23 protein-coding genes and 1 riboswitch are annotated in these 23,648 nt (G+C 63.6%); of the genes, 8 read left to right on the top strand and 15 right to left on the bottom strand.

Features of this window, described 5'->3' with window-relative positions:
- The first annotated feature begins 8 nt into the window (after nucleotides 1-8).
- Together cobU and cobO are read left to right on the top strand one after the other, a co-directional pair.
- Entirely contained in the window at nucleotides 9-545 is a 537-nt protein-coding gene (gene cobU / locus NDI72_RS16595) for a bifunctional adenosylcobinamide kinase/adenosylcobinamide-phosphate guanylyltransferase (protein ID WP_283801044.1), read from the top strand.
- 1 nt (nucleotide 546) lies between these two features.
- On the top strand, nucleotides 547-1,161 hold the full coding sequence (cobO, locus tag NDI72_RS16600; RefSeq protein WP_206546433.1) for a cob(I)yrinic acid a,c-diamide adenosyltransferase: 615 nt from the start codon (nucleotides 547-549) through the stop codon (nucleotides 1,159-1,161).
- 155 nt (nucleotides 1,162-1,316) lie between these two features.
- Here cobO and cbiB read toward each other — a convergent pair whose 3' ends face one another.
- The gene (cbiB, locus tag NDI72_RS16605) at nucleotides 1,317-2,282 is read right to left on the bottom strand and encodes an adenosylcobinamide-phosphate synthase CbiB (protein WP_283801045.1); all 966 of its coding nucleotides are present in this window, start codon (nucleotides 2,280-2,282) and stop codon (nucleotides 1,317-1,319) included.
- Between cbiB and cobD the strand changes: the two genes are divergently transcribed.
- Entirely contained in the window at nucleotides 2,275-3,321 is a 1,047-nt protein-coding gene (cobD, locus tag NDI72_RS16610) for a threonine-phosphate decarboxylase CobD (RefSeq protein ID WP_283801046.1), read from the top strand. The two genes, cbiB and cobD, sit on opposite strands and share 8 nt — an antisense overlap.
- Nucleotides 3,321-3,827: a tyrosine phosphatase family protein gene (locus NDI72_RS16615; protein WP_113157022.1), complete on the top strand. Its 507-nt coding sequence runs from the start codon at nucleotides 3,321-3,323 to the stop codon at nucleotides 3,825-3,827. Before cobD ends, NDI72_RS16615 begins: the two co-directional genes overlap by 1 nt.
- A gap of 64 nt (nucleotides 3,828-3,891) precedes the next feature.
- Here NDI72_RS16615 and nhaC read toward each other — a convergent pair whose 3' ends face one another.
- From nhaC to NDI72_RS16635, 4 genes are all read right to left on the bottom strand, one after another.
- Nucleotides 3,892-5,403, bottom strand: coding sequence for a Na+/H+ antiporter NhaC (gene nhaC / locus NDI72_RS16620; RefSeq protein WP_206546436.1), 1,512 nt, complete (start codon nucleotides 5,401-5,403; stop codon nucleotides 3,892-3,894).
- A gap of 198 nt (nucleotides 5,404-5,601) precedes the next feature.
- Nucleotides 5,602-6,606, bottom strand: coding sequence for an LLM class flavin-dependent oxidoreductase (locus tag NDI72_RS16625; RefSeq protein ID WP_283801047.1), 1,005 nt, complete (start codon nucleotides 6,604-6,606; stop codon nucleotides 5,602-5,604).
- 86 nt (nucleotides 6,607-6,692) lie between these two features.
- Nucleotides 6,693-7,883 (bottom strand): CaiB/BaiF CoA transferase family protein, encoded by a 1,191-nt coding sequence (locus NDI72_RS16630; RefSeq protein WP_283801048.1) that lies wholly within the window; start codon nucleotides 7,881-7,883, stop codon nucleotides 6,693-6,695.
- Nucleotides 7,884-7,896: 13 nt separating this feature from the next.
- Complete coding sequence (locus NDI72_RS16635) at nucleotides 7,897-8,862, bottom strand: hydroxymethylglutaryl-CoA lyase (protein WP_283801049.1); 966 nt, start codon at nucleotides 8,860-8,862, stop codon at nucleotides 7,897-7,899.
- 151 nt (nucleotides 8,863-9,013) lie between these two features.
- Between NDI72_RS16635 and NDI72_RS16640 the strand changes: the two genes are divergently transcribed.
- The 4 genes from NDI72_RS16640 to NDI72_RS16655 are packed head-to-tail and all read left to right on the top strand — an operon-like array spanning nucleotide 9,014 to nucleotide 12,676.
- Nucleotides 9,014-9,706 carry a GntR family transcriptional regulator gene (locus NDI72_RS16640; RefSeq protein WP_113157026.1) on the top strand — a complete coding sequence of 231 codons (693 nt, stop codon included), beginning with the start codon at nucleotides 9,014-9,016 and terminating at the stop codon, nucleotides 9,704-9,706.
- A 60-nt stretch (nucleotides 9,707-9,766) separates the two neighbouring features.
- A complete protein-coding gene (locus tag NDI72_RS16645) occupies nucleotides 9,767-10,735 on the top strand; it encodes a Bug family tripartite tricarboxylate transporter substrate binding protein (RefSeq protein ID WP_206548962.1) in 969 nt (322 codons plus the stop codon).
- Complete coding sequence (locus tag NDI72_RS16650; protein ID WP_162742448.1) at nucleotides 10,732-11,163, top strand: tripartite tricarboxylate transporter TctB family protein; 432 nt, start codon at nucleotides 10,732-10,734, stop codon at nucleotides 11,161-11,163. The genes NDI72_RS16645 and NDI72_RS16650 overlap by 4 nt, the downstream gene beginning before the upstream one ends.
- A gap of 4 nt (nucleotides 11,164-11,167) precedes the next feature.
- Nucleotides 11,168-12,676 (top strand): tripartite tricarboxylate transporter permease, encoded by a 1,509-nt coding sequence (locus tag NDI72_RS16655; RefSeq protein ID WP_206546442.1) that lies wholly within the window; start codon nucleotides 11,168-11,170, stop codon nucleotides 12,674-12,676.
- Nucleotides 12,677-13,999: 1,323 nt separating this feature from the next.
- Here NDI72_RS16655 and purU read toward each other — a convergent pair.
- The 10 genes from purU to NDI72_RS16705 all read right to left on the bottom strand — a co-directional run bounded on the left by purU (nucleotide 14,000) and on the right by NDI72_RS16705 (nucleotide 23,647).
- Nucleotides 14,000-14,854 (bottom strand): formyltetrahydrofolate deformylase, encoded by an 855-nt coding sequence (gene purU, locus NDI72_RS16660; protein WP_113157158.1) that lies wholly within the window; start codon nucleotides 14,852-14,854, stop codon nucleotides 14,000-14,002.
- A 137-nt stretch (nucleotides 14,855-14,991) separates the two neighbouring features.
- On the bottom strand, nucleotides 14,992-15,741 hold the full coding sequence (locus NDI72_RS16665; protein ID WP_283801112.1) for a hydroxymethylpyrimidine/phosphomethylpyrimidine kinase: 750 nt from the start codon (nucleotides 15,739-15,741) through the stop codon (nucleotides 14,992-14,994).
- A complete protein-coding gene (locus tag NDI72_RS16670; protein ID WP_283801053.1) occupies nucleotides 15,732-16,337 on the bottom strand; it encodes a thiamine phosphate synthase in 606 nt (201 codons plus the stop codon). Before NDI72_RS16670 ends, NDI72_RS16665 begins: the two co-directional genes overlap by 10 nt.
- Nucleotides 16,334-17,107, bottom strand: a complete 774-nt coding sequence (locus NDI72_RS16675) for a thiazole synthase (protein ID WP_283801054.1) — start codon at nucleotides 17,105-17,107, stop codon at nucleotides 16,334-16,336. The genes NDI72_RS16670 and NDI72_RS16675 overlap by 4 nt, the downstream gene beginning before the upstream one ends.
- Nucleotide 17,108: 1 nt before the next feature.
- Entirely contained in the window at nucleotides 17,109-17,306 is a 198-nt protein-coding gene (gene thiS, locus NDI72_RS16680; protein ID WP_206546446.1) for a sulfur carrier protein ThiS, read from the bottom strand.
- Entirely contained in the window at nucleotides 17,290-18,264 is a 975-nt protein-coding gene (gene thiO, locus NDI72_RS16685; RefSeq protein ID WP_283801055.1) for a glycine oxidase ThiO, read from the bottom strand. The genes thiS and thiO overlap by 17 nt, the downstream gene beginning before the upstream one ends.
- A 3-nt stretch (nucleotides 18,265-18,267) precedes the next feature.
- Nucleotides 18,268-20,085, bottom strand: coding sequence for a phosphomethylpyrimidine synthase ThiC (gene thiC, locus NDI72_RS16690; protein ID WP_283801057.1), 1,818 nt, complete (start codon nucleotides 20,083-20,085; stop codon nucleotides 18,268-18,270).
- A 113-nt stretch (nucleotides 20,086-20,198) separates the two neighbouring features.
- Nucleotides 20,199-20,323, bottom strand: a riboswitch (TPP riboswitch).
- A 109-nt stretch (nucleotides 20,324-20,432) separates the two neighbouring features.
- Nucleotides 20,433-21,599: an acetylornithine deacetylase gene (gene argE, locus NDI72_RS16695; protein ID WP_283801059.1), complete on the bottom strand. Its 1,167-nt coding sequence runs from the start codon at nucleotides 21,597-21,599 to the stop codon at nucleotides 20,433-20,435.
- A 16-nt stretch (nucleotides 21,600-21,615) separates the two neighbouring features.
- Nucleotides 21,616-23,109, bottom strand: coding sequence for a tripartite tricarboxylate transporter permease (locus NDI72_RS16700; protein WP_113157037.1), 1,494 nt, complete (start codon nucleotides 23,107-23,109; stop codon nucleotides 21,616-21,618).
- A gap of 25 nt (nucleotides 23,110-23,134) precedes the next feature.
- A complete protein-coding gene (locus NDI72_RS16705) occupies nucleotides 23,135-23,647 on the bottom strand; it encodes a tripartite tricarboxylate transporter TctB family protein (RefSeq protein WP_283801060.1) in 513 nt (170 codons plus the stop codon).
- Nucleotide 23,648: the final 1 nt, after the last annotated feature.

Below are 23,648 nucleotides of genomic sequence, written 5' to 3' on the forward strand. Positions count from 1 at the left end.
ATCTGACGATGCGTTCACTTCATTTCGTTCTGGGCGGCGCGCGCTCCGGCAAGAGCCGCCATGCCGAAACGCTGATCGAAGCCGCACCCGCGCCCTGGCACTACATCGCCACGGCCCAGGCCTTCGATGACGAGATGCGCGAACGCATCGCCATTCACCGCGCGCGGCGCAAAGGGGCATTGGCGGGGCCGGGGGAAGTAGAGGGGGCGTGGCAGACGCACGACGCCCCGCTCGACCTGCCGGGGGTGCTTCAAACCCTGCCGGCCCGCGAAACGGTTCTGGTCGATTGCCTCACCCTGTGGCTCAGCAATCTCATGCTGAACGACCATGAGCTAAAACCTGCCGCCGAGCGACTGCTTGCAGCTCTTGCCGCAAGAGAGGGAACCACGGTTCTCGTTTCCAATGAAGTCGGCTTCGGCATCGTGCCCGAAACCCCGCTCGGACGCCGTTTCCGCGATGAGGCGGGGTTCCTGAACCAGAAAGTCGCCGCCGCTGCCGACAGCGTCACGCTGGTGGTTGCCGGCCTGCCTATGAAAGTGAAGTGACATGCGAGAGATCGACGCAAACGAAGCCGGGCGCCACAAGGCAAAGATGGCCAAGCGCAAGGCGGTCCAAGACGCCGAGGTGCGCGACAAGACGGTCGAGAAGGGTCTTCTGATCGTCAATACGGGGCCGGGCAAGGGAAAATCCACCGCCGCCTTCGGTCTTGCGCTGCGCATGCTCGGCCATGGCCGCCGCGTCGGTGTCGTGCAGTTCATCAAGGGCGCATGGCATTGCGGTGAGAAGGATGCCTTCGCCGCCTTTGGCGATCAGGTCTCCTGGCACACGATGGGCGAGGGCTTCACCTGGGAAACACAGGATCTCCAGCGCGACATCGCCGCCGCCGAGCGGGCGTGGGAAAAGGCCGAGGAACTGATGGCCGATCCGACGATCGGTCTTGTCGTTCTCGACGAGCTGAACATCGCACTGCGCTACGACTATCTCGATCTTGAACGCGTCGTGACCACGCTGACCAACCGGCGTGACGACCTTCATGTGGTCGTGACCGGCCGCAACGCCAAGCCAGCACTCACCGAGGCCGCCGATCTCGTCACCGAAATGGGGCAGGTAAAACACCACTTCGCCGCTGGTGTGAAAGCGCAGAAGGGCATCGAGTTTTAGATCGCCCTGCTTTGAGGTGGTGTGTGGTTCGACAAGCTCACCTTGAGGGAAGCGGTATCCTGCGAGCCTGTTCATCAGCATGGAGACGCAATTGCAGCGTCTCTCCCTACCTCATGGTGAGCTTGTCGAACCACGCACCACGTCGCTGCCACGGATCAAATCAGATGCCAGAGCCCGGCTGCAAGCGCCACAAGCCCGATCAAAAGCCCGTCTGCAATCCGATAGAGCGTGAGCGCCCGGCGGATGTCGCCGGCATTGGCCGCGCGGCGGCCGCCATCGCCCATCACCGCGTCATCCACCACCTCGCCGCCATAGCGGCGCGGGCCGGCAAGGGCGAGGCCCAGCGCACCCGCCATCGCCGCTTCCGGCCAGCCGGCATTGGGCGAGCGATGATGGCGCGCATCGCGGCGCACCGCACGCAACGCCGCTCCGGCCGAGGCATCACGCATGAAGAACGCGGCGGCAATGAAGAGAAACGCCGTCAGGCGCGAAGCGGGGAGGTTGATCAGATCGTCGAAACGCGCCGCCGCCCAGCCGAAATGAAGATGCCGCGCGGTCTTGTGGCCGATCATGGAATCGGCCGTATTCGCAGCCTTGTAGAGCGCGCCGCCCGCCAGTCCGCCAACCGCCAGCCAGAACACCGGCGCAACCACGCCGTCGGAGCAGTTTTCGGCAAGGCTCTCGATGGCCGCGCGCGAAACCCCGGCCTCGTCGAGGCTTTCGGGGTCCCGGCCAACGATCTGCGAAACCGCTTTTCGGCCTTCCGGAAGCCCGCCGGCGTCCAGCCCGTCCGCCACCGCTTTCACATGGCTTGCAAGGCTCCGCTGGGCGATCAGCGAACTGCCGGCGAGAGCGGCGACCAGCAGCCCGGCCCAGCCGGAAAGGGCCGTCTGGATCAACCAGCCGGCCAGACCTGCGAGCATCAGAATGCCGACCAGCGCAAGCGCGCCATTCAGGTGGCGCGCACCGGGCGAAAGGGTTTCGACATTGCATCGCGCGTCCGCCAGCGCGATAAGACGGCCAATCCAGGTGACGGGGTGACCGATCAGGCGAAAGAGCCGCTGCGGATAACCGATGGCGAGCTCGACCAGCATGGATGAAAGGGCGATCAGAATGGACATCAGGCCTCGACTGGCTGACCGGGCGGCGGAGAAGGTGACCGATCACGGCGGCAGTCTCGTTCGGGCTTCGGCGCAGTTTCCAGACGCGCCGACACCCTGGCTCGACCTGTCCACCGGCATCAACCCGCACCCCTATCCTTTTTCGCCGCTGCCTGCCAGCGCCGTCGAGCGCCTGCCCGAAGAAGCCGACATTGCCGCGCTGACCGCGCACGCGGCCCGGCATTACGGCGCGCCGTCTGCGGCAAACGTCATCGCCGCGCCCGGAACGCAGCTTCTTCTCCCGCTGGTCGCATCGCTTCTCGCACCCGGCCCGGCCCGCATTCTCGGCCCCACCTATGCCGAACACGCGCGCGCAGCCGCACTGGCCGGTCATGCGGTCGAAGAGGTGGAGAGCTTCGATGCGCTTCGTGGCGCGCGGCTCGCCGTGGTGGTCAATCCAAACAATCCCGACGGGCGGCTGATCGGTCGAAGCGACCTTCTCGATCTCGCCACAAGCATGCGCGCTGATGGCGGCGTTCTGGTGGTCGATGAGGCTTTCATGGATGTCGGCCCGCAGGCCGAAAGCCTCGCCGACGATCTGGATGCCGGCAACATCCTCGTGCTGCGCTCGTTCGGAAAGTTCTTCGGTCTCGCAGGCCTGCGCCTGGGGTTCGCGCTCACCTCCACTGAACGCGCCCAAAAACTCTCAGGCTGGCTCGGTCCGTGGGCTGTTGCAGGGCCGGCGCTCCACGCCGGGCTCGAGGCGCTTGCAGACCATGGCTGGCAAAGCGCCATGCGCCAGAGGCTCGAAACAGAGCGCTTACGTCTCGACGCGCTCTTTCACGAAAAGGGTCTGACCATCGCCGGCGGAACGGATCTCTTCCGCTTCCTGCGCCATCCGCGCGCGGCGGATCTTTTCGATCATCTTGGCCGCAGCGGCATTCTCGTCCGGCGCTTCGCCGGACGGCCGGATTGCCTGCGCATCGGCCTGCCGGGCGATGATGAGGCTTTCGAGCGCGTGCGCGCCGCGCTTCAAAGCCGGGACGGGGGAGGGGCATAATGCTTTATGTCTGCCCCGGCGCGCATCTACAGCGCATGCTCAAGGCCACCGGCGCACAGCACATGATTTCGCTCACCTCGAACGGCGAGCCCCCGGCTCTGGATGATGCCAGCGCCGTGCCGAACCGCCTGCATCTCGCCATGCACGACATCGCGGATCTGCGTCCCGGCCTCATCGCCCCGGAGCTCGATCATGTCGAACGTCTGCTCGATTTCGCACAGGACTGGGACTGGCGCTCGCCAATGGTCGTGCATTGCTATGCGGGCATCAGCCGCTCCACCGCCGCCGCCTATGTCATCGCCAACGCCTTCGCCCGCGAGATGGACGAATTCGCCCTTGCGCAGATGCTGCGCGAGCGCGCGCCGAGCGCCACGCCCAATCGGCGCATCGTCGCGCTGGGCGACCGGCTCCTTGAGCGCGAAGGCCGGATGATCCGCGCGATCCACCAGATCGGCCGTGGCGCAGAAGCTTTTGCGGGCGAGCCGTTTCACTACCCCGCCCGCTGAATGTGAAACAGGCCCCGTAGATCGCCGCGCGTCCATCCAAGGGGCCTGTCCGTGTCACAGCGGCTTATTCCGCCGGTGTCGTGCTCGGTATGGCGGGTGTCTCCCAGCCATGGTCGCTCAGATCAGCGATGGTCTCACCGCTATCGTGCCAGCCCTGTATCTCCGCCTCGCTCGCCCGTGGCGAGAAAAGCCCCGTATAGGCATAGACGAGCCCGATCACCGGTGAGAGCCAGCAGGCAAAGGCGAGCGGAATGTAGAGCAGGTTCTCCAGATGCCCGTCCGAGACGCCGAGCGCCAGCGCGCTGATGACGAATGCGCCGCCAGCATTCCACGGAACCAGCGGCGAAATCAGCGTACCGCCTTCCTCGATCGCCCGCGACAGGTTGAGCGTGGAATAGCCCATGCCACGATAGACCGGCGCATACATGCGGCCGGGCAGCGCGATGGAAAGATAGGGATCGCCCGCCACCAGATTGGTCGCCATGGAGGTGCCGACGGCGGCCGTCTGGATGCCGGCGAAGCTCTTTACCTTCATCATGATGGCGCGGATGATCGTCTCCAGGCAGCCGGTCTTCTCCAGAGCCCCGCCAAAGCCCAGCGCGATCAGCACCAGTGAGATCGTCCACATCATCGACTGGATGCCGCCGCGATTGAGCAGCGAGTCGATTTCGCTCACACCCGTGTCGATCTTGTAGCCGCTATTGGCATAGGTGAAGACATCATGCAGCCCAACGCCCTGCACGAGCATCGCCGTCAGGCCGCCAGCCAGAACGCCTGCAAAAAGAGACGGGATCGGCGGCATGCGCTTCACGGCCAGCGCGATCACCAGAATGGCCGGCAGAAGCAGCCAGGGCGAAATCACGAAATTGTCCTGCAGCGACGAGGTGATCGCGGTGATCTTGTCAAAGGATGCACCACCGGACTCGATCAGCGCATAGCCGGCGAAAAGGTAGATACCAAGCGCAATCAGCATGGAGGGAATGGTGGTCGGCATCATGTTCTTGATGTGCGAGAACACGTCGACACCCGTCACCGCCGGGGCAAGGTTCGTCGTGTCGGAGAGCGGCGAAACCTTGTCGCCGAAGAACGCGCCGGAAACCACCGCGCCTGCCGTCCAGTAGACGGGTATGCCGAACCCCGCGCCAATGCCCATCAGCGCCAGGCCGACCGTGCCGACCGTACCCCACGAGGTTCCCAGCGACAGCGAAACGACCGCGCACAAAAGCATGGCGGCGGCGAGGAATATCTGCGGAGACAGGATGGTGAGACCGTAATAGATCAGCGTCGGCACCGTGCCACTCGCGATCCACACGCCGATGATCATGCCAACCGTGATCAGAACCGAAACGGAAGGCAGCGACACGTGGATGACGTGGAACACGCCCTTTTCGATGTCTTCCCAGTCAAACCCCAGCTTGACGCCGACAAGGCCGGTAATCGCCAGCCCTATGGCCAATGGCACATGCGGGGTAAAATCGTCGAAGTAGAATAGCTGTACGCCAAGCACGATGAGCGTGAGCAGCACCGGCGTCAGAGCAAGCGGTAAGCTTGGCAATGCCTTTTGCGAGGACGACATGTCTCTCTCCCATTATCGTTCGAAGAAAGGCGCGTTTTCCCCGCGCTCTTGTTCACTTGACGATAACAGGAGCAAAAACTCGTTTGGTCTTAATTTGCCGATTTCAAGGTCGATCAGACCAAATTTTCCAAAATCCTTGGATCAGTTCAGACTTAAAGCATATCTCTAACAGAGCTGTTATGGGGTCATCCTGTGAGCTCAGACCTCCTGCGAAGTCCGGGTTTCTGAAAGAATTTCCGCCGCGATCCGGAAGGATTTGAGGCGCGCCTCATGGTCGTGGATCTGGCCGGTGATGATGATTTCATCCGGCCTGTAGCGGGTGATGAAACCATGCAGCGCATCGCGCACCGTATCAGGACTGCCCGCCGCCGTGCAGGCCAGCGCCTGCGCCACACCTGCCGCGATTGCCGGGTCGAACGTTGCTTCCACATTCTCCATCGGCCGGGGCAGGGGGCCTGGCCGCCCGAGGCGCAGATTGGCAAAAGCCTGCTGCATTGTGGACTTCAGGAACATGCCTTCCGCGTCCGTATCGGCTGCAAAAACGTTCAGCGCCATCATGAAATACGGCTTCTCCAGATGCTCCGAAGGACGGAAGGTCTGGCGATAGATCTCGCTCGCCTGTTCCAGCGCCGCGGGTGCAAAATGCGAGGCGAAGGCGTAGGGCAGGCCCAGATGCGCCGCAAGCTGCGCGCCATAAAGGCTTGAACCGAGAATCCAGATCGGCACATGCGTGCCCGCGCCGGGAATGGCGCGCACTTGCTGGCCGGGCTGCCCGTCGCCGAGATAGGCCATCAGTTCCATCACATCGCGCGGAAAGCCGTCGCCATCTTCCAGCCCGCGCCGCAGCGCACGCGCCGTCGCCATGTCGGTGCCGGGCGCGCGACCAAGACCGAGGTCGATGCGGTCGGGATAAAGCGTCGCGAGCGTGCCGAACTGTTCTGCGATGACCAACGGCGCATGGTTTGGCAGCATCACGCCGCCCGCACCAACGCGGATGGACTGTGTCGCCGCAGCCACCTGGCCGATAAGCACTGCGGTGGCCGCACTGGCAATGCCGCTCATATTGTGGTGTTCGGCCAGCCAGAAACGGCGATAACCCCAGCTCTCGGTGTGGCGCGCCAGATCAAGCGTATTGCGCAGGGCGTCTCCAACACTCGAACCGTCGGGAACGGGAGCCAGATCGAGAACGGAAAACGGAACCATGGGGAAACTCCGGAGGGGCAGGACACTCCCCGGCATATGGGTGCCGTTCAACGCCGATCCAAGGGTGGCGCGTTGAATGCCACAGCCTAATCGCCGCCGATGGCGCCCTCTTTTGCCAGCGCCTCAATCTCGTCCGCAGAGAAACCACTCGTTTCCAAAACCGCCCTGGTGTCTTCCCCCAGTGCGGGGGCGGGGTGGCGTAATCGGCATGGCGTTCCACTCAGCTTCACCGGGAAACCCAGCATCCGGATCGGCCCATGGTTCGGCTGGTCCACCTCGATAACCATTTCCTGCGCGCGCGTCTGCGGGTCATTCAGCGCCTCGGCCAGGTTCTGCACCTTGCCGCAGGGCACACCGGCGGCATTCAGGCGCGCGATCCAGGCCTCCTGTGTGTCGCCGCCGACCGCGCCGTTGATCATCTCGTTCAGCTCGGCGCGTCGGCCGAAACGCTTTTCATTCGTGTCATAGCGCGCGTCCTCAAGCAGATGGCCAAGCCCCAGCACATCGAGAAAGCGCTTCAGGATCACATCATTCGATGGAGCCACCGCAATTTCGCCATCGCTCGCCCGGAACAGCCCGTAAGGGGCGACCAGCGGGTGGTCGTTGCCGGTACGGGCGGGCAGTTCCCCGGTGATGAAATATTCGGACGCCAGATAGGCCATCATGCTGATTGCGCCATTCATCATGGCGGTTTCCACATGCTGTCCCGCGCCATTAAGATCGCGGGCGCGCAGCGCGTTGACGATGCCGAAAGCGCAGTAGAGCCCGGCCACAAGATCGGTGATCGGCTGCGCAACCCGCATGGGTTCCCCGCCTTCCGCACCATTCACGCCCATTAGCCCGCTCATCGCCTGTGCGATGAAGTCGAAAGCCGGGCGCTCCACATAGGGGCCGGTCGAGCCGTAGCCGTTCACATTGGCGGTCACCAGCTTCGGGTTCAGCGCGTTCAGGCGCTCTTCGCCAAAGCCCATCTTGGCCATCACGCCGGGGCGAAAATTGTCGACCAGCACATCCGCGCTGGCGATCAGGCGTTCCAGCACCTGCCGGCCGCTATCGCTGTAAAGATCGATGACGACCGACTTCTTGTTGCGGTTGAAGCTCGCATAATAGGCGGAAAACCCATCCCGCAGCGTGCCCTGTTCGCGGATAGGGTCGCCCTTGGCGGGCTCCACCTTGATGATTTCCGCGCCCATGTCGCCCAGCATCATGGTGCAGAAGGGGCCGGAGAGAACGCGGGTCAGGTCGATGACGCGGATACCGTCTAGAGGCGCTTTCATGTCGGTCATCCCGTCAGCCATTGGCCGTCGCAACACTGTCCATGCCGTAGGTTTGAAGCCGTGGCCCCGCCTTCATAACCTGGCCGGGCAGGGTGCGCCCGATCACCGCTTCCGCCTCCCGCGAAACCCTGATCAGCCTGTCGAGATCGACGCCGCTTTCCACGCCGCATTCATCCAGCATGTAAACCAGATCTTCGGTGCAGATATTGCCCGTCGCATTCGGCGCGTAGGGGCAGCCGCCGAGCCCGCCAATGCTTGCCTCATAGCGGGTCACGCCTTCCAGAAGCCCGGCATAGACGCAGGCCAGCCCCACACCGCGCGTGTTGTGAAAATGCAGCGCGATGTCGGCTTCCGGCACCGCCTCGCCAAGCGCGCGGCAGCGCTCCTGCACCAGCGGCGGCGTGGCCATGCCGGTGGTGTCGCCCAGCGAAAGCGTGGTGATGCCCATGTCCCGATAGGCCCGTGCAATGTCCACGATGGCGCTCACCGGCAGATTGCCCTCAAACGGGCAGCCGAAAGACGTCGCAATCGCGCCGAAGACGGGAATGTTCGCTTCTCCGGCAATCCGCACGATGTCCGCAAATCCTTCCAGAGACTGGGCGCGGGTGCGGTTCACATTCTTCAGATTGTGGCTCTCCGACGCCGACATGAAAACGACCATCGCGTCGATGCCGGCCTCGGCTGCACGAACCGCGCCCTTTGCGTTGGGCACCAGCGCAGTCAGCACCGCCCCCTTCGAGCGGTCGATCCCGGCCAGAACGTCTGCTGCATCGCGCAGTTGCGGCACCGCGCGCGGCGAGACGAAGGAGGTCACCTCCAGATGACGGATGCCGGCATTGATCAACCCGTTGACGAGGGCGATTTTCCTGTCCGTCGGCACGAATTCCGGTTCCGATTGCAATCCGTCGCGCGGCCCCACCTCGATGACGCTGACGGTCTCGGGGAAGCCCTTCACATGGTGGCCGGTTGCTGCTGTCACGATTTTTCCTCCCACCTGATTGCATCGGTAGACCGGATTGGTATACCGTCTCGCAAAGTCCGGTCAATGGCCCTTCAGAAAATGGCGACCGGAAGAACAATGGCGCGGCCCACGCACTCGGCTGCGCATCCGGGAGGAAGACAGACGACCCATGGGTGAGGCCGCGCGCGACATGTCCGAACAGCCGCTTGGCGAGCGTGTCCTGTCGCGCATTCGCGGCGATGTTCTGTCGCTCAAGCTCGCGCCGGGCGAGGTCGTCTCGGAGCGTTCGCTGGAGGCAGCCTATGGCGTGTCGCGCACGCCCATCCGGCAGGCGCTGGCGGAACTGATCCGCGAAGGGCTCGTGGTCAAGGCAGAGCGCGGCTACGCCATCGCGCCGTTCGATCTCCAGCAGCTCGAAGAGATCTTCGAATACCGCGAGATTGTCGAGGATGCGGCGATCCGCCTTGCCTGTGAACGCGCCAGGCCCGAAGAGCTGGACGTCATTCTGCGCACGGTGGATGAGGGCTTAAGCGATTTCACGCCGGACGACTGGTTCGAGGCCGGGCTCGACGTTCACGTGCAGCTTGCGGCCCTTTCGGGAAACCGCTTTTTGCGCGACGCGGTGCAGGATGCGGTCAACCGCACGATCCGCGCCCGCTGGCTGGTTGCCAGCTCGCCGGAGGCGCGCGCGATTGCCCATCGCGAACACAATGAAATCATAGCGCTTGTAAGGCAGCGGAAGACTGAGGAGGCCGCCGCCGCCATTCGCAGGCATGCGCAGGATGTGCGTGGGCAGATCCTGCAGGCGCTGGAGGATTCGCGTCGCCTTTTTGGCGCGCGCGGGTTCGTGGAAGGAGGCTGAGGCCGGTCAGGGAAACCGGCTTCGGGATCTCGCATCTCGGTTTCAACAAGGGAGGACTTGATGAGGAAATTATCGAAGCTCTTTGGAGCGGCCGTCGTTTGGACGTCGCTCTCCGTTGCCGGCGCGACGGCAGCCGAATGCATTGCGCCCGCCGACCCCGGCGGCGGCTGGGACTTCACCTGCCGCACCATCGGCAAGATGCTCTTTGACCAGAAACGCGTGGACGCCCCGGTGCAGGTCACCAACATGCCGGGCGGCGTGGGCGCAGTTGCCTATGCCAAGGTCATGTCCTCGCGCGCCGATGACGCGGATCTGATGGTCGCCACCTCCACGGTGGGCGTCACGCAGATCGCGCAGGGCAAATATCCGGCAGACACATCCGTGATGCGCTGGGTTGCCATGCTCGGCACCGATGTCGGCGTCATTCTCGTGCCAAAGGACTCCGAATTCAAGACGCTCGATGATCTGGTTGCGGCGCTCAAGAAAGACCCGAGCGCGCTTGCCGTCGCCGGTTCGTCCGGTGCGGGCGGCTGGGACCACATCCGCCTTCTCATGTTGGCGCAGGCCGCAGGCCTTTCCGGCGATGACTACAAGCAGATCCGCTGGGTGCAGTTCGACGGCGGCAGCCCGGCCGTCACGCAGATGATCGGCGGTCAGGTGCAGGCGGTCTCCACCGATCTCGGCGAGATCGCAGGTTTTGTGGAATCGGGCGATGTGCGCATTCTCGCAGCCCTTTCCGACGACCGCATTCCTGCCTTCCCCGACGCCCCGACCGCCAAGGAGCAGGGCCTCGACGTGACCGGCTACAACTGGCGCGGTTTCTACACGGGCGGCGAGGTGTCCGACGAAGGCTACAGCGCCTGGGTCGACCGTCTGCAGAACCTCTATGACACCGATGACTGGAAAGAGACGGCGCAGGCCAACGGCCTTGTTCCGGTCTGGCGCGGCGGCGACGAATTCGAAGCCTATGTGAAGGATCAGTCCGAGCAGATGCGCAAGATTTCCCAGGAGATCGGAGTCATCAAGTGACAGACAGGATCGTCGGCCTTTTTCTTCTGGCCATTTCGATCTGGTACGGCGTGACCGCGGGAGACTATGAGGCGAGCTTCGGCGACCCTCTTGGCCCCGCGGCCTTCCCCGTCATGCTGTCCGTGCCTGCGGCCATTCTCAGCCTGGTCATGATCATCCGGCCCGATGAGGAACCGGCCTGGGTCACGGGCAAGCCGCTGTTGCTGCAGGTGGCGGCGGTCTCGCTGCTGCTTGCCTATGCGGGCTTTCTGGAAGTGCTCGGTTTTCCGCTTGCCACCTTCATCGCCGTCGCGCTTTTCGGGCGCATTCTGCGCAGTTCCTGGCCGAAATCCATCGCTTCGGCGGCAATCATGAGCGCGTTCCTGTTCCTCACCTTCGACAAGCTGCTCGGCCTGCCGCTGCCGCTTCTCCCAGAATTCGTGAGCTGATTTCATGGATATGCTCTCCGCCCTTGCGCAAGGCTTTGCGGTCGCCATCACGCCGACCAATCTGGCTCTGGCGCTGTTCGGCTGCTTTGCGGGAACGCTGATCGGCGCGCTGCCGGGCCTTGGTCCGGTAAACGGCGTTGCCATTCTCATCCCGCTCGCCTTCTCGCTCGGGCTGGAGCCCACCTCGGCGCTCATCATGCTGTCATGCATCTATTATGGCTGCATGTATGGCGGGCGCATTTCGTCGATCATGCTCAACATCCCCGGCGATGAACCGGCGATCATGACAACGCTCGACGGCTACCCCATGGCGCGCGCCGGCAAGGCGTCGGAAGCGCTCGCCATCTCCGCCGTCGCCTCCTTCATCGGCGCGACCTTCGCCACCATCGGCCTCACCCTGTTTGCGCCGCTTCTGGCCAAGGCCGCCATCTATTTCGGCCCCGCCGATTATTTCGCACTCTATGTCATGGCGTTCGCCACCATTGGCGGCATCACCTCGGTCAATCCGTTCAAAACGCTGCTCGCGGCCTTCATCGGCCTGATGATCGCCACGGTCGGCCTCGACCCGGCCACGGGCACCGCGCGCTACACCGCCGGTTCGTTCCATCTCTATGACGGTTTCGACCCCATCGTCGCCATTGTCGGCCTGTTCGCCATCTCCGAAGTGCTGGTCTATCTGGAGCGGGTGCATCAGGGCGAAACCAAAATGGTCCCGCTTGGCCGTGCGCTGCCGCGCTTCAAGGACATGATGTCCGGCGGCTGGGCCAATCTGCGCGGCTCGGTCATCGGCTTTGTCTGCGGCATCCTGCCGGGCGCCGGCGCATCACTCGGCGCGTTCATGTCTTACATCGCCGAACAGCGCTGGAGCGCCAAGGACGGCAAATTCGGGCAGGGCGATCCGCGCGGCATCGCTGCGCCCGAGGCCGGCAACAACGCCGCGTCCGGCGGCGCGCTCATCCCCATGCTCACGCTCGGCGTGCCCGGCAGCGGCACCACCGCCGTCATGCTGGCGTTGCTCATCTCGCTCAACATCCAGCCCGGCCCGCTGCTCTTCGACCGGCAGCCGGAACTGGTCTGGGGCCTCATCGCCGCGCTCTACCTGGCCAATGTCGCGCTGCTCATCATGAACATCCCGATGATCGGCCTGTTCACACGCATGCTTTCCATGCCGCAATGGGTGCTGATGCCCTTCGTCGTGATGGTCAGCTTCCTGGGCGTCTACTCGATCAGCCATTCCACCTTCGACCTGTTCGTCATGGTCGGGTTCGGCGTGATCGGCTACATCCTGCGCATGCTGGGCATTTCGCTGGTGCCGGTCATTCTGGGGCTGCTTCTGGGTGCGGACATGGAAAACAATCTGCGCCGCGCACTCTCCATCTCGAATGGCGACTTCCAGATTCTGGTCTCAAGCCCCATCGCGCTGACACTCTACGCCATCACCGCAACCATGCTGGGCCTCGCCTTCCTGCTCGCCTTCCGCGCCCGCAGGCGAAACCGCGCTGCGGCGGGCTGAACCAGCTCCAGCCCACCTCCACACTTCGTCATCCTCGGGCCCGACCCGAGGATCCACGCCAGAACCGCAATCATTTTCACAGACGACGGCATGGATACCCGGCTCAAGGCCGGGCATGACGAAAACCGGAGAGCAAAGCGGGACGCCCAACCCTCAGCGTGAACGGGGACATCCTCCGCATGCCGGGCCTCACCGTCCTACGCGTTTTCCCCGCGCACTTTCCGCGCGCAGAGGCAAAACAGCGCTACCGCGAGCCGAACACCCCCAGCCCACCTCCACACTTCGTCATCCTCGGGCCTGACCCGAGGATCCATGCCAGAACCGCGATCATTTGCACCGACAACGGCATGGATACCCGGCTCAAGGCCGGGCATGACGAAAACCGGGAAGAAAGGCGGAACGCCAACCTCAGCGTGAACGGGGACATCCTCCGCATGCCGGGCCTCACCGTCCTACGCGTTTTCCACGCCACTTTCCGCGCGCAGAGGCAAAACAGCGCTACCGCGAGCCGAACACCCCCAGCCCACCTCCACACTTCGTCATCCTCGGGCCTGACCCGAGGATCCATGCCAGAACCGCGATCATTTGCACCGACAACGGCATGGATACCCGGCTCAAGGCCGGGCATGACGAAAACCGGGAAGAAAGGCGGAACGCCAACCTCAGCGTGAACGGGGACATCCTCCGCATGCCGGGCCTCACCGTCCTACGCGTTTTCCACGCCACTTTCCGCGCGCAGAGGCAAAACAGCGCTACCGCGAGCCGAACACCCCCAGCCCACCTCCACACTTCGTCATCCTCGGGCCTGACCCGAGGATCCATGCCAGAACCGCGATCATTTGCACCGACAACGGCATGGATACCCGGCTCAAGGCCGGGCATGACGAAAACCGGGAAGAAAGGCGGAACGCCAACCTCAGCGTGAACGGGGACATCCTCCGCATGCCGGGCCTCACCGTCCTACGCGTTTTCCACGCCACTTTCCGCGCGCAGAGGCAAAACAGCGCTACCGCGAGCCGAACACCCCCAGCCCACCTCCACACTTCGTCATCCTCGGGCCTGACCCGAGGATCCATGCCAGAACCGCAATCATTTGCGCCGACGACGGCATGGATACCCGGCTCAAGGCCGGGCATGACGAAAACCGGAGAACGGGATCAAAACACCCGAGCGCCCTTCACGACACACTGTTGACAGGTGTCACCCGAAGACGACCGTCTTGTGCCCGTTCATCATCACCCGGTTTTCCAGGTGCAGCTTCACGGCGCGGGCCNACGGGATCAAAACACCCGAGCGCCCTTCACGACACACTGTTGACAGGTGTCACCCGAAGACGACCGTCTTGTGCCCGTTCATCATCACCCGGTTTTCCAGGTGCAGCTTCACGGCGCGGGCCAGAACCCGGCTTTCGATGTCGCGGCCGGTGGCAACGAAATCCTCTGCCGTCATGGCATGCGTCACACGCTCGGTTTCCTGCTCGATGATCGGCCCCTCATCGAGATCCGGCGTCACATAATGCGCCGTCGCGCCGATCAGCTTCACGCCGCGCTCATGCGCCTGATGATAGGGCTTCGCGCCCTTGAAGCTCGGCAGAAACGAATGGTGAATGTTGATCACTTTGCCGTAGAGACGGTTCGAGAGCTCGTTCGAAAGCACCTGCATATAGCGCGCGAGGATGACGAGATCCGCGCCCGTCTCCTTGAACAGCTCAAGCAGCTTTGCTTCCTGCTCCTGCTTGTTCTCCTTGTTCACCTTCCAGCAGTGATAGGGGATGCCCTCCATCTCCGCCGTGCGGCGTGAATCCTCATGGTTCGAAACGATGGCCACCACCTCGGCGTCCAGCCAGCCGACACGGATCTGGTAGAGCAGGTGCAGCAGCGCGTGGTCGAACTTCGACACCATGATGATGATCTTCGGCCGCCGCGTCGTGTCGCTCATCGCGGTCTTCATGTCGAAGCGCGCAATGGCCGGCTCCAGCGCGCGCATCAGCCCGTCGCGTTCCACGCCCTCGGGCGCGGTCGCGGCAATGCGCATGAAGAAGCGGTTGCTCTGGCGATCCCAGAACTGGTTGGATTCAGCGATGTTCGCACCCAGACCGGCGAGTTCCGTCGTCACTGCCGCCACGATGCCGGGGCGATCTTCGCAGGTAAGATTGATGTGAAACGTCTTCTCGGTCATGGCTTTGCCTGAACTTGTGATCTGAAAGGAAAAGCGCCCGCAGGCGCGGGGCGTTTTATACGCCATCGAACGAGGATTGAAATGGTTTTAGTGTCTCACCAAGGCTGACGCTGAGTGACAGCCGGGCGCAGCCTGCCTCAGGCAGCCAGCCAGCGTTCGGAAAGATGGGTTTTGGCCGTCCGCACGCTTGCCTCAAGTGCATCGCCCCGGGCGAGGCCAGCCGCGACGGCGCTCGCCAGCATGCAGCCGGTGCCGCGCATTGCGCCGGGCAGGCGCGGTCCGTCAAAATGAAGCGGTGGCCCGTCCGCCCGAAAGAGCGTGTCAACCGCGCGAACACCACGCGCATGTCCACCCTTCACCAGCAGCGCGCGCACGCCCCCGGCAAGCATCCGGCCTGCCTGGGCATGCCGGTCAGCCTCGCATTCCGCTTCTTCCTCTCGCGTCAAAAGCGCCAGTTCCGGCAGGTTGGGCGTCACAAGGCTGCAAAGCGGCATCAGCTTTTCGCGCATGGTTTCAATCGCGTCTTCGGCAAGCAGCGCCCGCCCGGAAGACGAAGCGATCACCGGATCGAGCACCACCGGAATGTCGGCATTTGCGCGCAGAATGGCCGCGACGCGCTCCACCGTCTCACCGGCTCCCAGCATGCCGATCTTGATCGCCGTCACCCGGTTTGCCGAAAGGGCGGCAAGCATCTGCGCTTCCACCATCTCAGGGGCGCAGAGGTCGACGCGGCTCACCGCCTCATGCGTCTGCACGGTCACTGCCGTCACGGCAAGGCATGTCTTCACGCCGAACGCGGAAATCGTCTCGATGTCGCGCGCAATACCGGCCCCGCCGGAGGAATCCGAGCCGGCGACCACCAGCACATGCGCCGCACTCATCGCCATTTCTCCGTCGCCGCCAGCCATTCGCGGGTGCGCGCTTCCGGATCGGGGTTCAAAGTGATGTCCGTGACCACGGCGGCGCTGTCCGCACCGGCTCCAAACACGCCGGGCAACCGCTCCGGGTTCAGCCCGCCAATCGCCACCAGCGGCACATCGCCGACACGCTTTCGCCAGTCGGCCAGCCGGTCGAGCCCCTGTGGCGCCCATTTCATCTTCTTCAGGATCGTCGGATAGACCGGACCGAGCGCCACATATTCCGGTTTTTCGGCGAGCGCCGTGCGCAGTTCCGCTCCATCATGGGTGCTGATGCCAAGCTTCATCCCCGCCGCGCGGATCGCGCCAAGATCGGCTTCCGTCAGATCTTCCTGTCCCAGATGGATGAAGTCGCAGCCCGTCTCGATGGCAAGCCGCCAGTGGTCGTTGACGATCAGCTGGCAGTCGTGACCGGCGCAGATGCGCTTTGCCTCGGCGATCTCGGCCTTGAGGTTTTGCTCATCCATCTCCTTGATGCGCAACTGCACCAGCTTCACGCCCAGAGGCGCAAGCCGGGCAATCCACGCCGCGCTGTCAACGATGAGATAAAAGGGATCAAGCTTCATTCGAAAACGGCCTTGCCAATAATCGGGGTTGAGGGAACGGCCATGTCGCGCGGCTCCAGCGGCCCGGCGCGAAAAGCCACGTGGCCGGCCTCGACCGCCCCGGCAAAGGCTGCCGCCATTGCCACCGGATCACCGGCCTTTGCAACGGCCGTGTTCAGAAGAACCGCGTCGAAACCAAGCTCCATCACCATGCCCGCATGCGAGGGGCGTCCAAGCCCCGCATCCACGATCAGCGGAATGTCGGGGAAATGCGCCCGGATCGCCCGCAATCCGTCCACGTTCACAGGCCCGCGCGCCGAGCCGATGGGCGCGCACCAGGGCATCAGAACCTCGCATCCCGCCTCAAGAAGCCGTTCGGCCACCACCAGATCGTCGGTCGTGTAGGGAAACACCCTGAAACCCTCGGCACTCAGGATGCGCGCGGCTTCCACGAGGCCAAACACGTCCGGCTGAAGCGTGTCATGGTGGCCGATCACTTCGAGCTTGATCCAGTCCGTGCCGAAAAGCTCGCGCGCCATCTGCGCCGTGGTCACCGCTTCCTTCACCGAGTGGCAGCCCGCCGTGTTTGGCAGAACCCGCACCCCAAGCTCGCGGACCAGCTCCCAGAACTGCCCGCCCGTACTGTTTCCGGCCGTCTCGCGTCGCAGCGACACGGTCACGATATCGCAGGCAGAAGCCTGCACCGCCTCGGCCATGATGGCGGGGGAGGGGTATTGCGCAGTGCCCAGCAGAAGCCGCGATGTCAGTGTTTCGCCGTAGAGCGTCAGCATGTCAGCCTCCCTGCATGGGCGAGAGGATTTCGATCCGGTCGCCTTCATCGAGTGTGCAGAGAACGCGCTCTCCCGCCGGCACCAGTTCGCCATTGCGCGCCGTGGCGAGAAAGTCGGGCGCATAGTCGAGTTCGTCGAGAAGGGCGGCAAGCGTCGTTGCCGTCACGCGCTGCTCCTCGCCATTAACCGTGAGCTTCATTCAGAGCCTCCACGCGTTCTTTCAGGATCAGGGCCGCCGCCTCCTGCGCCATTGCGGGCGAGAGCAGAAAGCCATGGCGATAAAAGCCGTTCACGCTGATCCCCTCCCGGGTCTGCTTCACCCGCGGCAGATTGTCGGCATAGGCCGGGCGCACGCCGGCGCCCGTCTCCACGATCTTCGCTTCCGCAAAGGCCGGGTGCAGGCTGTAGGCCGCGTTCAGGAGTTCCATTGTCGAGCGGGCGCTGATCGGCCCGTCATCATCGCTTTCGATCATCGTCGCGCCGACCATGAAGTAATGCCCCTCGCGCGGCACGATATAGACCGGAATGCGCGGATGAAGCAGACGCACCGGGCGTGAAAGGCTGATCTCTTTCGTGCGCAGCAGAAGCATTTCGCCACGTACCCCGCGCAGCCCGTCGTCAGCGGCCGCCATGCCGGTGCAATCGGCAATCCTGTCCGCCTCAACCGGCGTATCATTACCGTAAGCGAAGCGTACACCTGCCGCTTTCAACCTGGCGATCAGCGCCGTCATCGCCCGGCGCGGGTCGAGATGCGCTTCGTCCCGGAAGAAGAGCCCACGCCGAAACCGTCCGGCGAGATCGGGCTCCAGTGCGGCCACGGCGTCGCCATCCAGCCACGCATGGCCGTCCGTTCGGGTGGCGAAGCGGTTGAGTTCCGCTGCATCGCGCGCAGGCGCGACCACCAGCGTTCCATTGCGCAACACATGGCCGGGCAGCGCCGTGTCCCACCAGTCCGCAGCAAGGCGTCCCAGTGTCAGAACCGGCTCCTCCGCGCTCTCGCGCTCGCACCAGGGCGCAAGCATCCCGCCGGCAAGCCATGAGGCGCTGCCCGCCGATCCGGTGCGAACGTCGCAGACAGTCACCTGCGCGCCCGCCCGGACAAGCTCATGGGCCAGCGTGAGGCCGGCAATGCCGGCCCCGCGAATGAGGACATGCATGGGTCAGTCCCCGTTCTCCGCCGCCACCTGGTCGAGCGGCATGTAGAGATCGCCGCCCTCGCGGAACTTCTCCGCCATCTTCGCCATCCCCTCCTTCTGCGCCTCGGCGCGGATATCGTGGGAAATGCGCATGGAGCAGAATTTCGGGCCGCACATGGAGCAGAAATGCGCCACCTTGTGCGCTTCCTTCGGCAGGGTCTGATCATGGAAATTACGCGCCGTTTCCGGGTCCAGCGAGAGGTTGAACTGATCCTCCCAGCGGAACTCGAAGCGCGCCCGCGAAAGCGCATCATCGCGGATCTTCGCCGCCGGATGCCCCTTGGCGAGGTCCGCCGCATGCGCCGCGATCTTGTAGGTGATGACGCCTGTCTTCACGTCATCGCGGTCAGGCAGGCCCAGATGCTCTTTCGGCGTGACGTAGCAGAGCATGGCCGTGCCATACCAGCCGATCATCGCCGCGCCGATGCCGCTCGTGATGTGGTCATAGCCCGGCGCAATGTCCGTGGTGAGCGGCCCAAGCGTATAGAACGGGGCCTCGCCACAGACCTCGAGCTGCTTGTCCATGTTTTCCTTGATCTTGTGCATGGGCACATGACCGGGGCCTTCGATGATAACCTGACAGTCCTTCTCCCAGGCGATCTTCGTCAGTTCGCCCAGCGTTTCCAGCTCGGCAAACTGGGCTGCGTCATTGGCGTCGGCGATGGAGCCGGGCCGCAGGCCGTCGCCCAGCGAGAACGACACGTCATAGGCGCGGCAGATGTCGCAGATTTCCGCAAAGTTCTCGTAGAGAAAGCTCTCCTTGTGATGGTGCAGGCACCACTTGGCCATGATCGATCCGCCGCGCGAAACGATGCCCGTGACACGGTCGACCGTCAGCGGAATGTAGTGCAGGCGCACACCCGCATGGATGGTGAAATAGTCGACGCCCTGTTCGGCCTGTTCGATCAGCGTGTCGCGGAACACCTCCCAGTTCAGGTCTTCGGCAATGCCGTTCACCTTTTCCAGCGCCTGATAGATCGGCACGGTACCGATCGGCACGGGCGAATTGCGGATGATCCATTCGCGGATGTTGTGAATGTTGCGGCCGGTCGACAGGTCCATCACCGTATCGCCGCCCCAGCGCGTCGCCCACACCATCTTTTCCACTTCCTCTGCCATGGAAGAGGTGACAGCGGAATTGCCGATATTGGCGTTGATCTTCACAAGGAAGTTGCGGCCGATGATCATCGGCTCGGCTTCCGGGTGGTTGATGTTGGAGGGGATCACGGCCCGGCCGCGCGCCACCTCGTCACGCACGAATTCCGGCGTCACGAAATCGGGGATCGATGCGCCAAAGCTCTCGCCGTCGCGGGCAAGCGCGGCCTTGGCCTGCGCGCGTCCGAGATTTTCACGGATGGCGATGAATTCCATCTCCGGCGTGATGATGCCGGCGCGCGCATAGGCGAGCTGCGTGACGGCCTTGCCGTCCTTCGCTTTCAGCGGCTGATGGCGAATGGGAAATTCCGGCGTCAGCCGGTCCCCGGTGGCAAAACCATTGTCTTCCGGTTTGACGTGGCGTCCCTCATAGGCTTCCACGTCGCCGCGCGCCTTTACCCAGGCGTCGCGGATGCGCGGCAGGCCCCTGTCGATCTCGATCAGCACGTCGGGATCAGAGTATGGGCCGGAGGAATCGTAGACGGTCACCGGCGGTTCGCCGGCGCTTGGATGCACGGCGATTTCGCGCATGGGCACGCGAATCTCGGGGTGAAGCGTTCCGGGTTTGTAGACCTTGCGCGACGCCGGCAACGGGCCGGTGGTTACGGTCGGGGCAAATGCGTCCATGGGTTCAGAGCCTCCTCTGCTCGTTCAGCAATGGAGACCCAGTTCGTGCCGAGAGGAGGAAGAGCTGTGACGTTCCTGTACGGAAACGGTTTTCGGCCGCGATAAGCCTGTGACCCGCCAAGCATGCACCATCCCTACGCCAGTATGAACTGGATCAGGTTCATCGGGTCACTGCGCTGCATGGAAAACCATGCCAGCAGAATCTCAGCCCCTTGGCGGGACCCCCCAGGTGAGGCTTTAGGGTGGGCGAAGGCGGTGCTGCTTGTCAAGCAGGCTGACGCGGTTGTGCAGAACTCTGCGTCAGGGGAGGCCCGGCCGCGATGAGCGGCCGGGCCGGAATGCTTAGGTCAGGCCGGTTCGGTGACCTTCCGGGCGACTTTGCCCAGGAAATCGAGGCAAAGGTCCAGCTGCTCGATGGCAACGAACTCGTCGGGCTTGTGCGCCTGGCGGATCGAGCCGGGGCCGACGATCACCGAGGGGATGCCGCCGATGGTCTCGAACACACCGCCTTCCGAACCGTAGGACACCTTGCCCGACCACTCCGGCATGATGTCGCGGAAGAAGGCGAAGCCGTCGGTCGACGTGCTGTCGCCCATCGCCGGATAGGCGAAAATTTCTTCCCATTCGATGCCGGTTTCGGCCCATTTCGCCTGCATTTTCGGCAAAATTTCTTCGTTTGCGCGCTTTTTCAGAGATTCCAGTTCGGCCCGCGCATCATGGGTCGGCAGGCTGCGAATCTCGAAGGTGAAGCTGCACAGATCCGGCGTCACATTCGTGGCGACGCCGCCGGAAATCATGGTCGCCAGCATGGTCGAATGCGGCACCGTGAAGTCGCGGTCGAAGGGGCCTTCCTCGCCGATCTGCTCACCGCGTTCGGCGATCATCGAAACGATGCGCGCTGCGTAGTCGATGGCGTTGACATGATCGGGCGCGAAGGAGGAGTGGCCGGACGTGCCATGCACATGGCAGCGCATGGCGATCTTGCCCTTCTGGCCGGTCACCAGCGTCATGTCGGTCGGCTCGCCGATGATCGCCAGCATGGGCGGCACGTCGAGCGCGGCCAGCCATTCGGCGATGGCCGGCGCACCGAGGCAGCCCACTTCCTCGTCATGCGAGAAGCAGAGCCAGACCGGCCTTTCCAGCTTCGCGGCTGCAAGCTGCGGCACCATCGCCATGACACAGGCGGCAAAGCCCTTCATGTCGCAGCTTCCGCGGCCATAGAGCTTTCCGTCGCGCTCGGTCAGGTCGAAGGGGCCGGAGGTCCAGCCCTTTTCCAGCGCTGGCACCACATCGGTGTGGCCGGACAGCACGACACCGGGAACGTCGGCAGGGCCGATGCGGGCGATCAGGTTTGCCTTCTCGCCCGTCTCGTCCAGCAGTATGACCGGCTCGATGCCGTATTCCCGCAGGAACGCCGCCATGTGGTCGATGAGCGGCCGATTCGAGTAGCGGCTCGTCGTATCGAAGGCGACCAGATCCTTCAGGTGGCTCTTGGCATTCTCAAGCAGTGACATGGTGGACTTTTCGGCCTCAGGCATTCTGTGCAGCACGGTTCTCTCGGTATTTTTGCCACTCCCGGCGGATCGTCAGGCCGACGAAGAACACGATCAGACCTGCGAAAATCCAGGAAATGGCGGACTGGAAGAAGACGGACGGGTCACCGCGCGAAATGGCCAGCGCGCGGCGCAGATTGTCCTCGAACATCGGCCCCAGAATGAAGGCGATCAGGAACGGCGCCGGGGGGATGTTCAAAAGCAGCATGATGAAGCCGACAACGCCCATGATGAGCAGGACGGTGACGTCGAACATGTTGCTGGAAATCGAATAGATGCCATAGACGCACAGCATCAGGACCACAGGCGTCAGAAGCACCTGCGGGATCGACGCGATGTGCGAGAAGAAGCGCACCGTCAGCTTGCCCGCGCCGAACAGCAGGACCGAGGAGAACATCATGCCGATGAACAGCATGTAGACCTCGTTCAGATTGTTCTGGAACAGAAGCGGGCCGGGCGTGAGGCCCTGGATCATGAACGCGCCGAGCATGACGCCGGTGATCACGTCGCCGGGAACGCCGAGCGCCAGAAGCGGGATCATGGTCGCGCCGCAGCAGCCATTGTTGGCCGATTCAGAAGCCGCGATGCCCTCCAGCTCACCCTTGCCGAAATTCTCGCTGTTGGGGGAGGAGCGACGCGCCTCACCATAGGAGAAGAAGGCGGCGGCCGACGGGCCGATGCCCGGAATGGCGCCCAGAATCACACCGATGAAGCTGCCGCGGATGATGGATTTCACCGAGCCGCGGAATTCCGCCAGCGTCAGCCGGTTGTCGCCAAGTTTCATGGCCTGGCCATGGTTTTCCTCGCGGAAAACGATGAGACGCAGAAGCTCGGGCAGGGCGAACAGACCGATCAGAACGGGTGCCACGGAAAGGCCACCCTTCATGTCCTCGGTCATGGCGAAGCGGAACGAGCCGTACATGTCCTCGCCGACGGTTGCCAGAAGCAGACCGAAACAGGCCGACACGACGCCGAGCAGCAGCGAGCCGCCGGAAATGGAGGCGACCATGGTCAGCGCGAAGGCCATCAGCATGAAATATTCCGGCGGACCAACGCGCAGCGCCAGAAGCGCCAGCGGGGCCGCGAGGAAGATCAGCGAAATGTTGGACAGGAAATCGCCGATACAGGACGAGATGAGCGCCATGTTGAGCGCCTTGCCGGCCTTGCCCTTCTGGGCGAGCGGCCAGCCATCAAGCACCGTACAGGCGGCGGACGCCGTGCCCGGCGTCTTGATGAGGATCGCCGAGATCGACGCGCCATAGGTGCTGCCCTTGTAGAGCGCAACGAGCAAAAGAATGCTGGTGACGGGCGACAGATAGAAGGTGAAGGGCAGGGCGAGCGTCACCGCCATGGTGCCGGTCATGCCCGGAATGGCGCCGATGATCACACCGGCCAGGATGCCCGCGCCCATGGCCAGCACATTGGCCAGCGTGGCGACGGATTCGAATGCGAAAAGAAGATCGTTCCACATGTGTTGAGCGGTCCTGGTGGCGTTCTCAGTTGAAGGTGGGGAAGATGCCCCAGCTCCCCTGAGGGAAGGGCGTGTGCGTTACATTGCCGAAGAAGAGCTGCAGGCCGAGCGGCAGCAGGACGGCCAGCGCAAGCACTGCGACCCAGCGCGACGAAGCTCCGGCGAGAATGAAGGCAGCGAGCGCCAGCAGCATCGATGACGGCAGAAAACCGAGGCGCGGCGCGAGAAAGACGAAGCCTGCAAAGGCGGCGAGCGCCAGCGCGAGCCGGATCAGCCGGTTGCGCCATTCCGCAGGCGAGGCAGGCGAATATTCCGCCTCTTCCGGAGCTGTGCGCCCGCCGCTGAGAGCCACAAGCACCATCGCCAGAATGCCGAGCGCGAGGCCCAGAATCGAGACGGTGCGCGGCCACATGTCTGGCGGGGGCGCGAAGCCTGGAATGAAGGAAGGACGCGGCACGTGGATCGGGATCAGTGCAAAAAGCACCACGCCGAAGAAAAGGGCGATCAAAAAGCCCCGGAGCATTCCCTTGTTCAGCATG

The sequence above is a fragment of the Nitratireductor sp. GZWM139 genome (assembly GCF_030068685.1).
Lineage (GTDB): Bacteria > Pseudomonadota > Alphaproteobacteria > Rhizobiales > Rhizobiaceae > Nitratireductor > Nitratireductor aquimarinus.

Coding starts and splice junctions, on each gene's coding strand:
- cobU (WP_283801044.1), top strand. CDS start 9: ATGCGTTCACTTCATTTCGTTCTGGGCGGCGCGCGCTCCGGCAAGAGC.
- cobO (WP_206546433.1), top strand. CDS start 547: ATGCGAGAGATCGACGCAAACGAAGCCGGGCGCCACAAGGCAAAGATG.
- cobD (WP_283801046.1), top strand. CDS start 2,275: ATGGACATCAGGCCTCGACTGGCTGACCGGGCGGCGGAGAAGGTGACC.
- cbiB (WP_283801045.1), bottom strand. CDS start 2,282: ATGTCCATTCTGATCGCCCTTTCATCCATGCTGGTCGAGCTCGCCATC.
- NDI72_RS16615 (WP_113157022.1), top strand. CDS start 3,321: ATGCTTTATGTCTGCCCCGGCGCGCATCTACAGCGCATGCTCAAGGCC.
- nhaC (WP_206546436.1), bottom strand. CDS start 5,403: ATGTCGTCCTCGCAAAAGGCATTGCCAAGCTTACCGCTTGCTCTGACG.
- NDI72_RS16625 (WP_283801047.1), bottom strand. CDS start 6,606: ATGGTTCCGTTTTCCGTTCTCGATCTGGCTCCCGTTCCCGACGGTTCG.
- NDI72_RS16630 (WP_283801048.1), bottom strand. CDS start 7,883: ATGAAAGCGCCTCTAGACGGTATCCGCGTCATCGACCTGACCCGCGTT.
- NDI72_RS16640 (WP_113157026.1), top strand. CDS start 9,014: ATGGGTGAGGCCGCGCGCGACATGTCCGAACAGCCGCTTGGCGAGCGT.
- NDI72_RS16645 (WP_206548962.1), top strand. CDS start 9,767: ATGAGGAAATTATCGAAGCTCTTTGGAGCGGCCGTCGTTTGGACGTCG.
- NDI72_RS16655 (WP_206546442.1), top strand. CDS start 11,168: ATGGATATGCTCTCCGCCCTTGCGCAAGGCTTTGCGGTCGCCATCACG.
- purU (WP_113157158.1), bottom strand. CDS start 14,854: ATGACCGAGAAGACGTTTCACATCAATCTTACCTGCGAAGATCGCCCC.
- NDI72_RS16665 (WP_283801112.1), bottom strand. CDS start 15,741: ATGGCGATGAGTGCGGCGCATGTGCTGGTGGTCGCCGGCTCGGATTCC.
- NDI72_RS16670 (WP_283801053.1), bottom strand. CDS start 16,337: ATGAAGCTTGATCCCTTTTATCTCATCGTTGACAGCGCGGCGTGGATT.
- NDI72_RS16675 (WP_283801054.1), bottom strand. CDS start 17,107: ATGCTGACGCTCTACGGCGAAACACTGACATCGCGGCTTCTGCTGGGC.
- thiS (WP_206546446.1), bottom strand. CDS start 17,306: ATGAAGCTCACGGTTAATGGCGAGGAGCAGCGCGTGACGGCAACGACG.
- thiO (WP_283801055.1), bottom strand. CDS start 18,264: ATGCATGTCCTCATTCGCGGGGCCGGCATTGCCGGCCTCACGCTGGCC.
- thiC (WP_283801057.1), bottom strand. CDS start 20,085: ATGGACGCATTTGCCCCGACCGTAACCACCGGCCCGTTGCCGGCGTCG.
- argE (WP_283801059.1), bottom strand. CDS start 21,599: ATGTCACTGCTTGAGAATGCCAAGAGCCACCTGAAGGATCTGGTCGCC.
- NDI72_RS16700 (WP_113157037.1), bottom strand. CDS start 23,109: ATGTGGAACGATCTTCTTTTCGCATTCGAATCCGTCGCCACGCTGGCC.
- NDI72_RS16705 (WP_283801060.1), bottom strand. CDS start 23,647: ATGCTGAACAAGGGAATGCTCCGGGGCTTTTTGATCGCCCTTTTCTTC.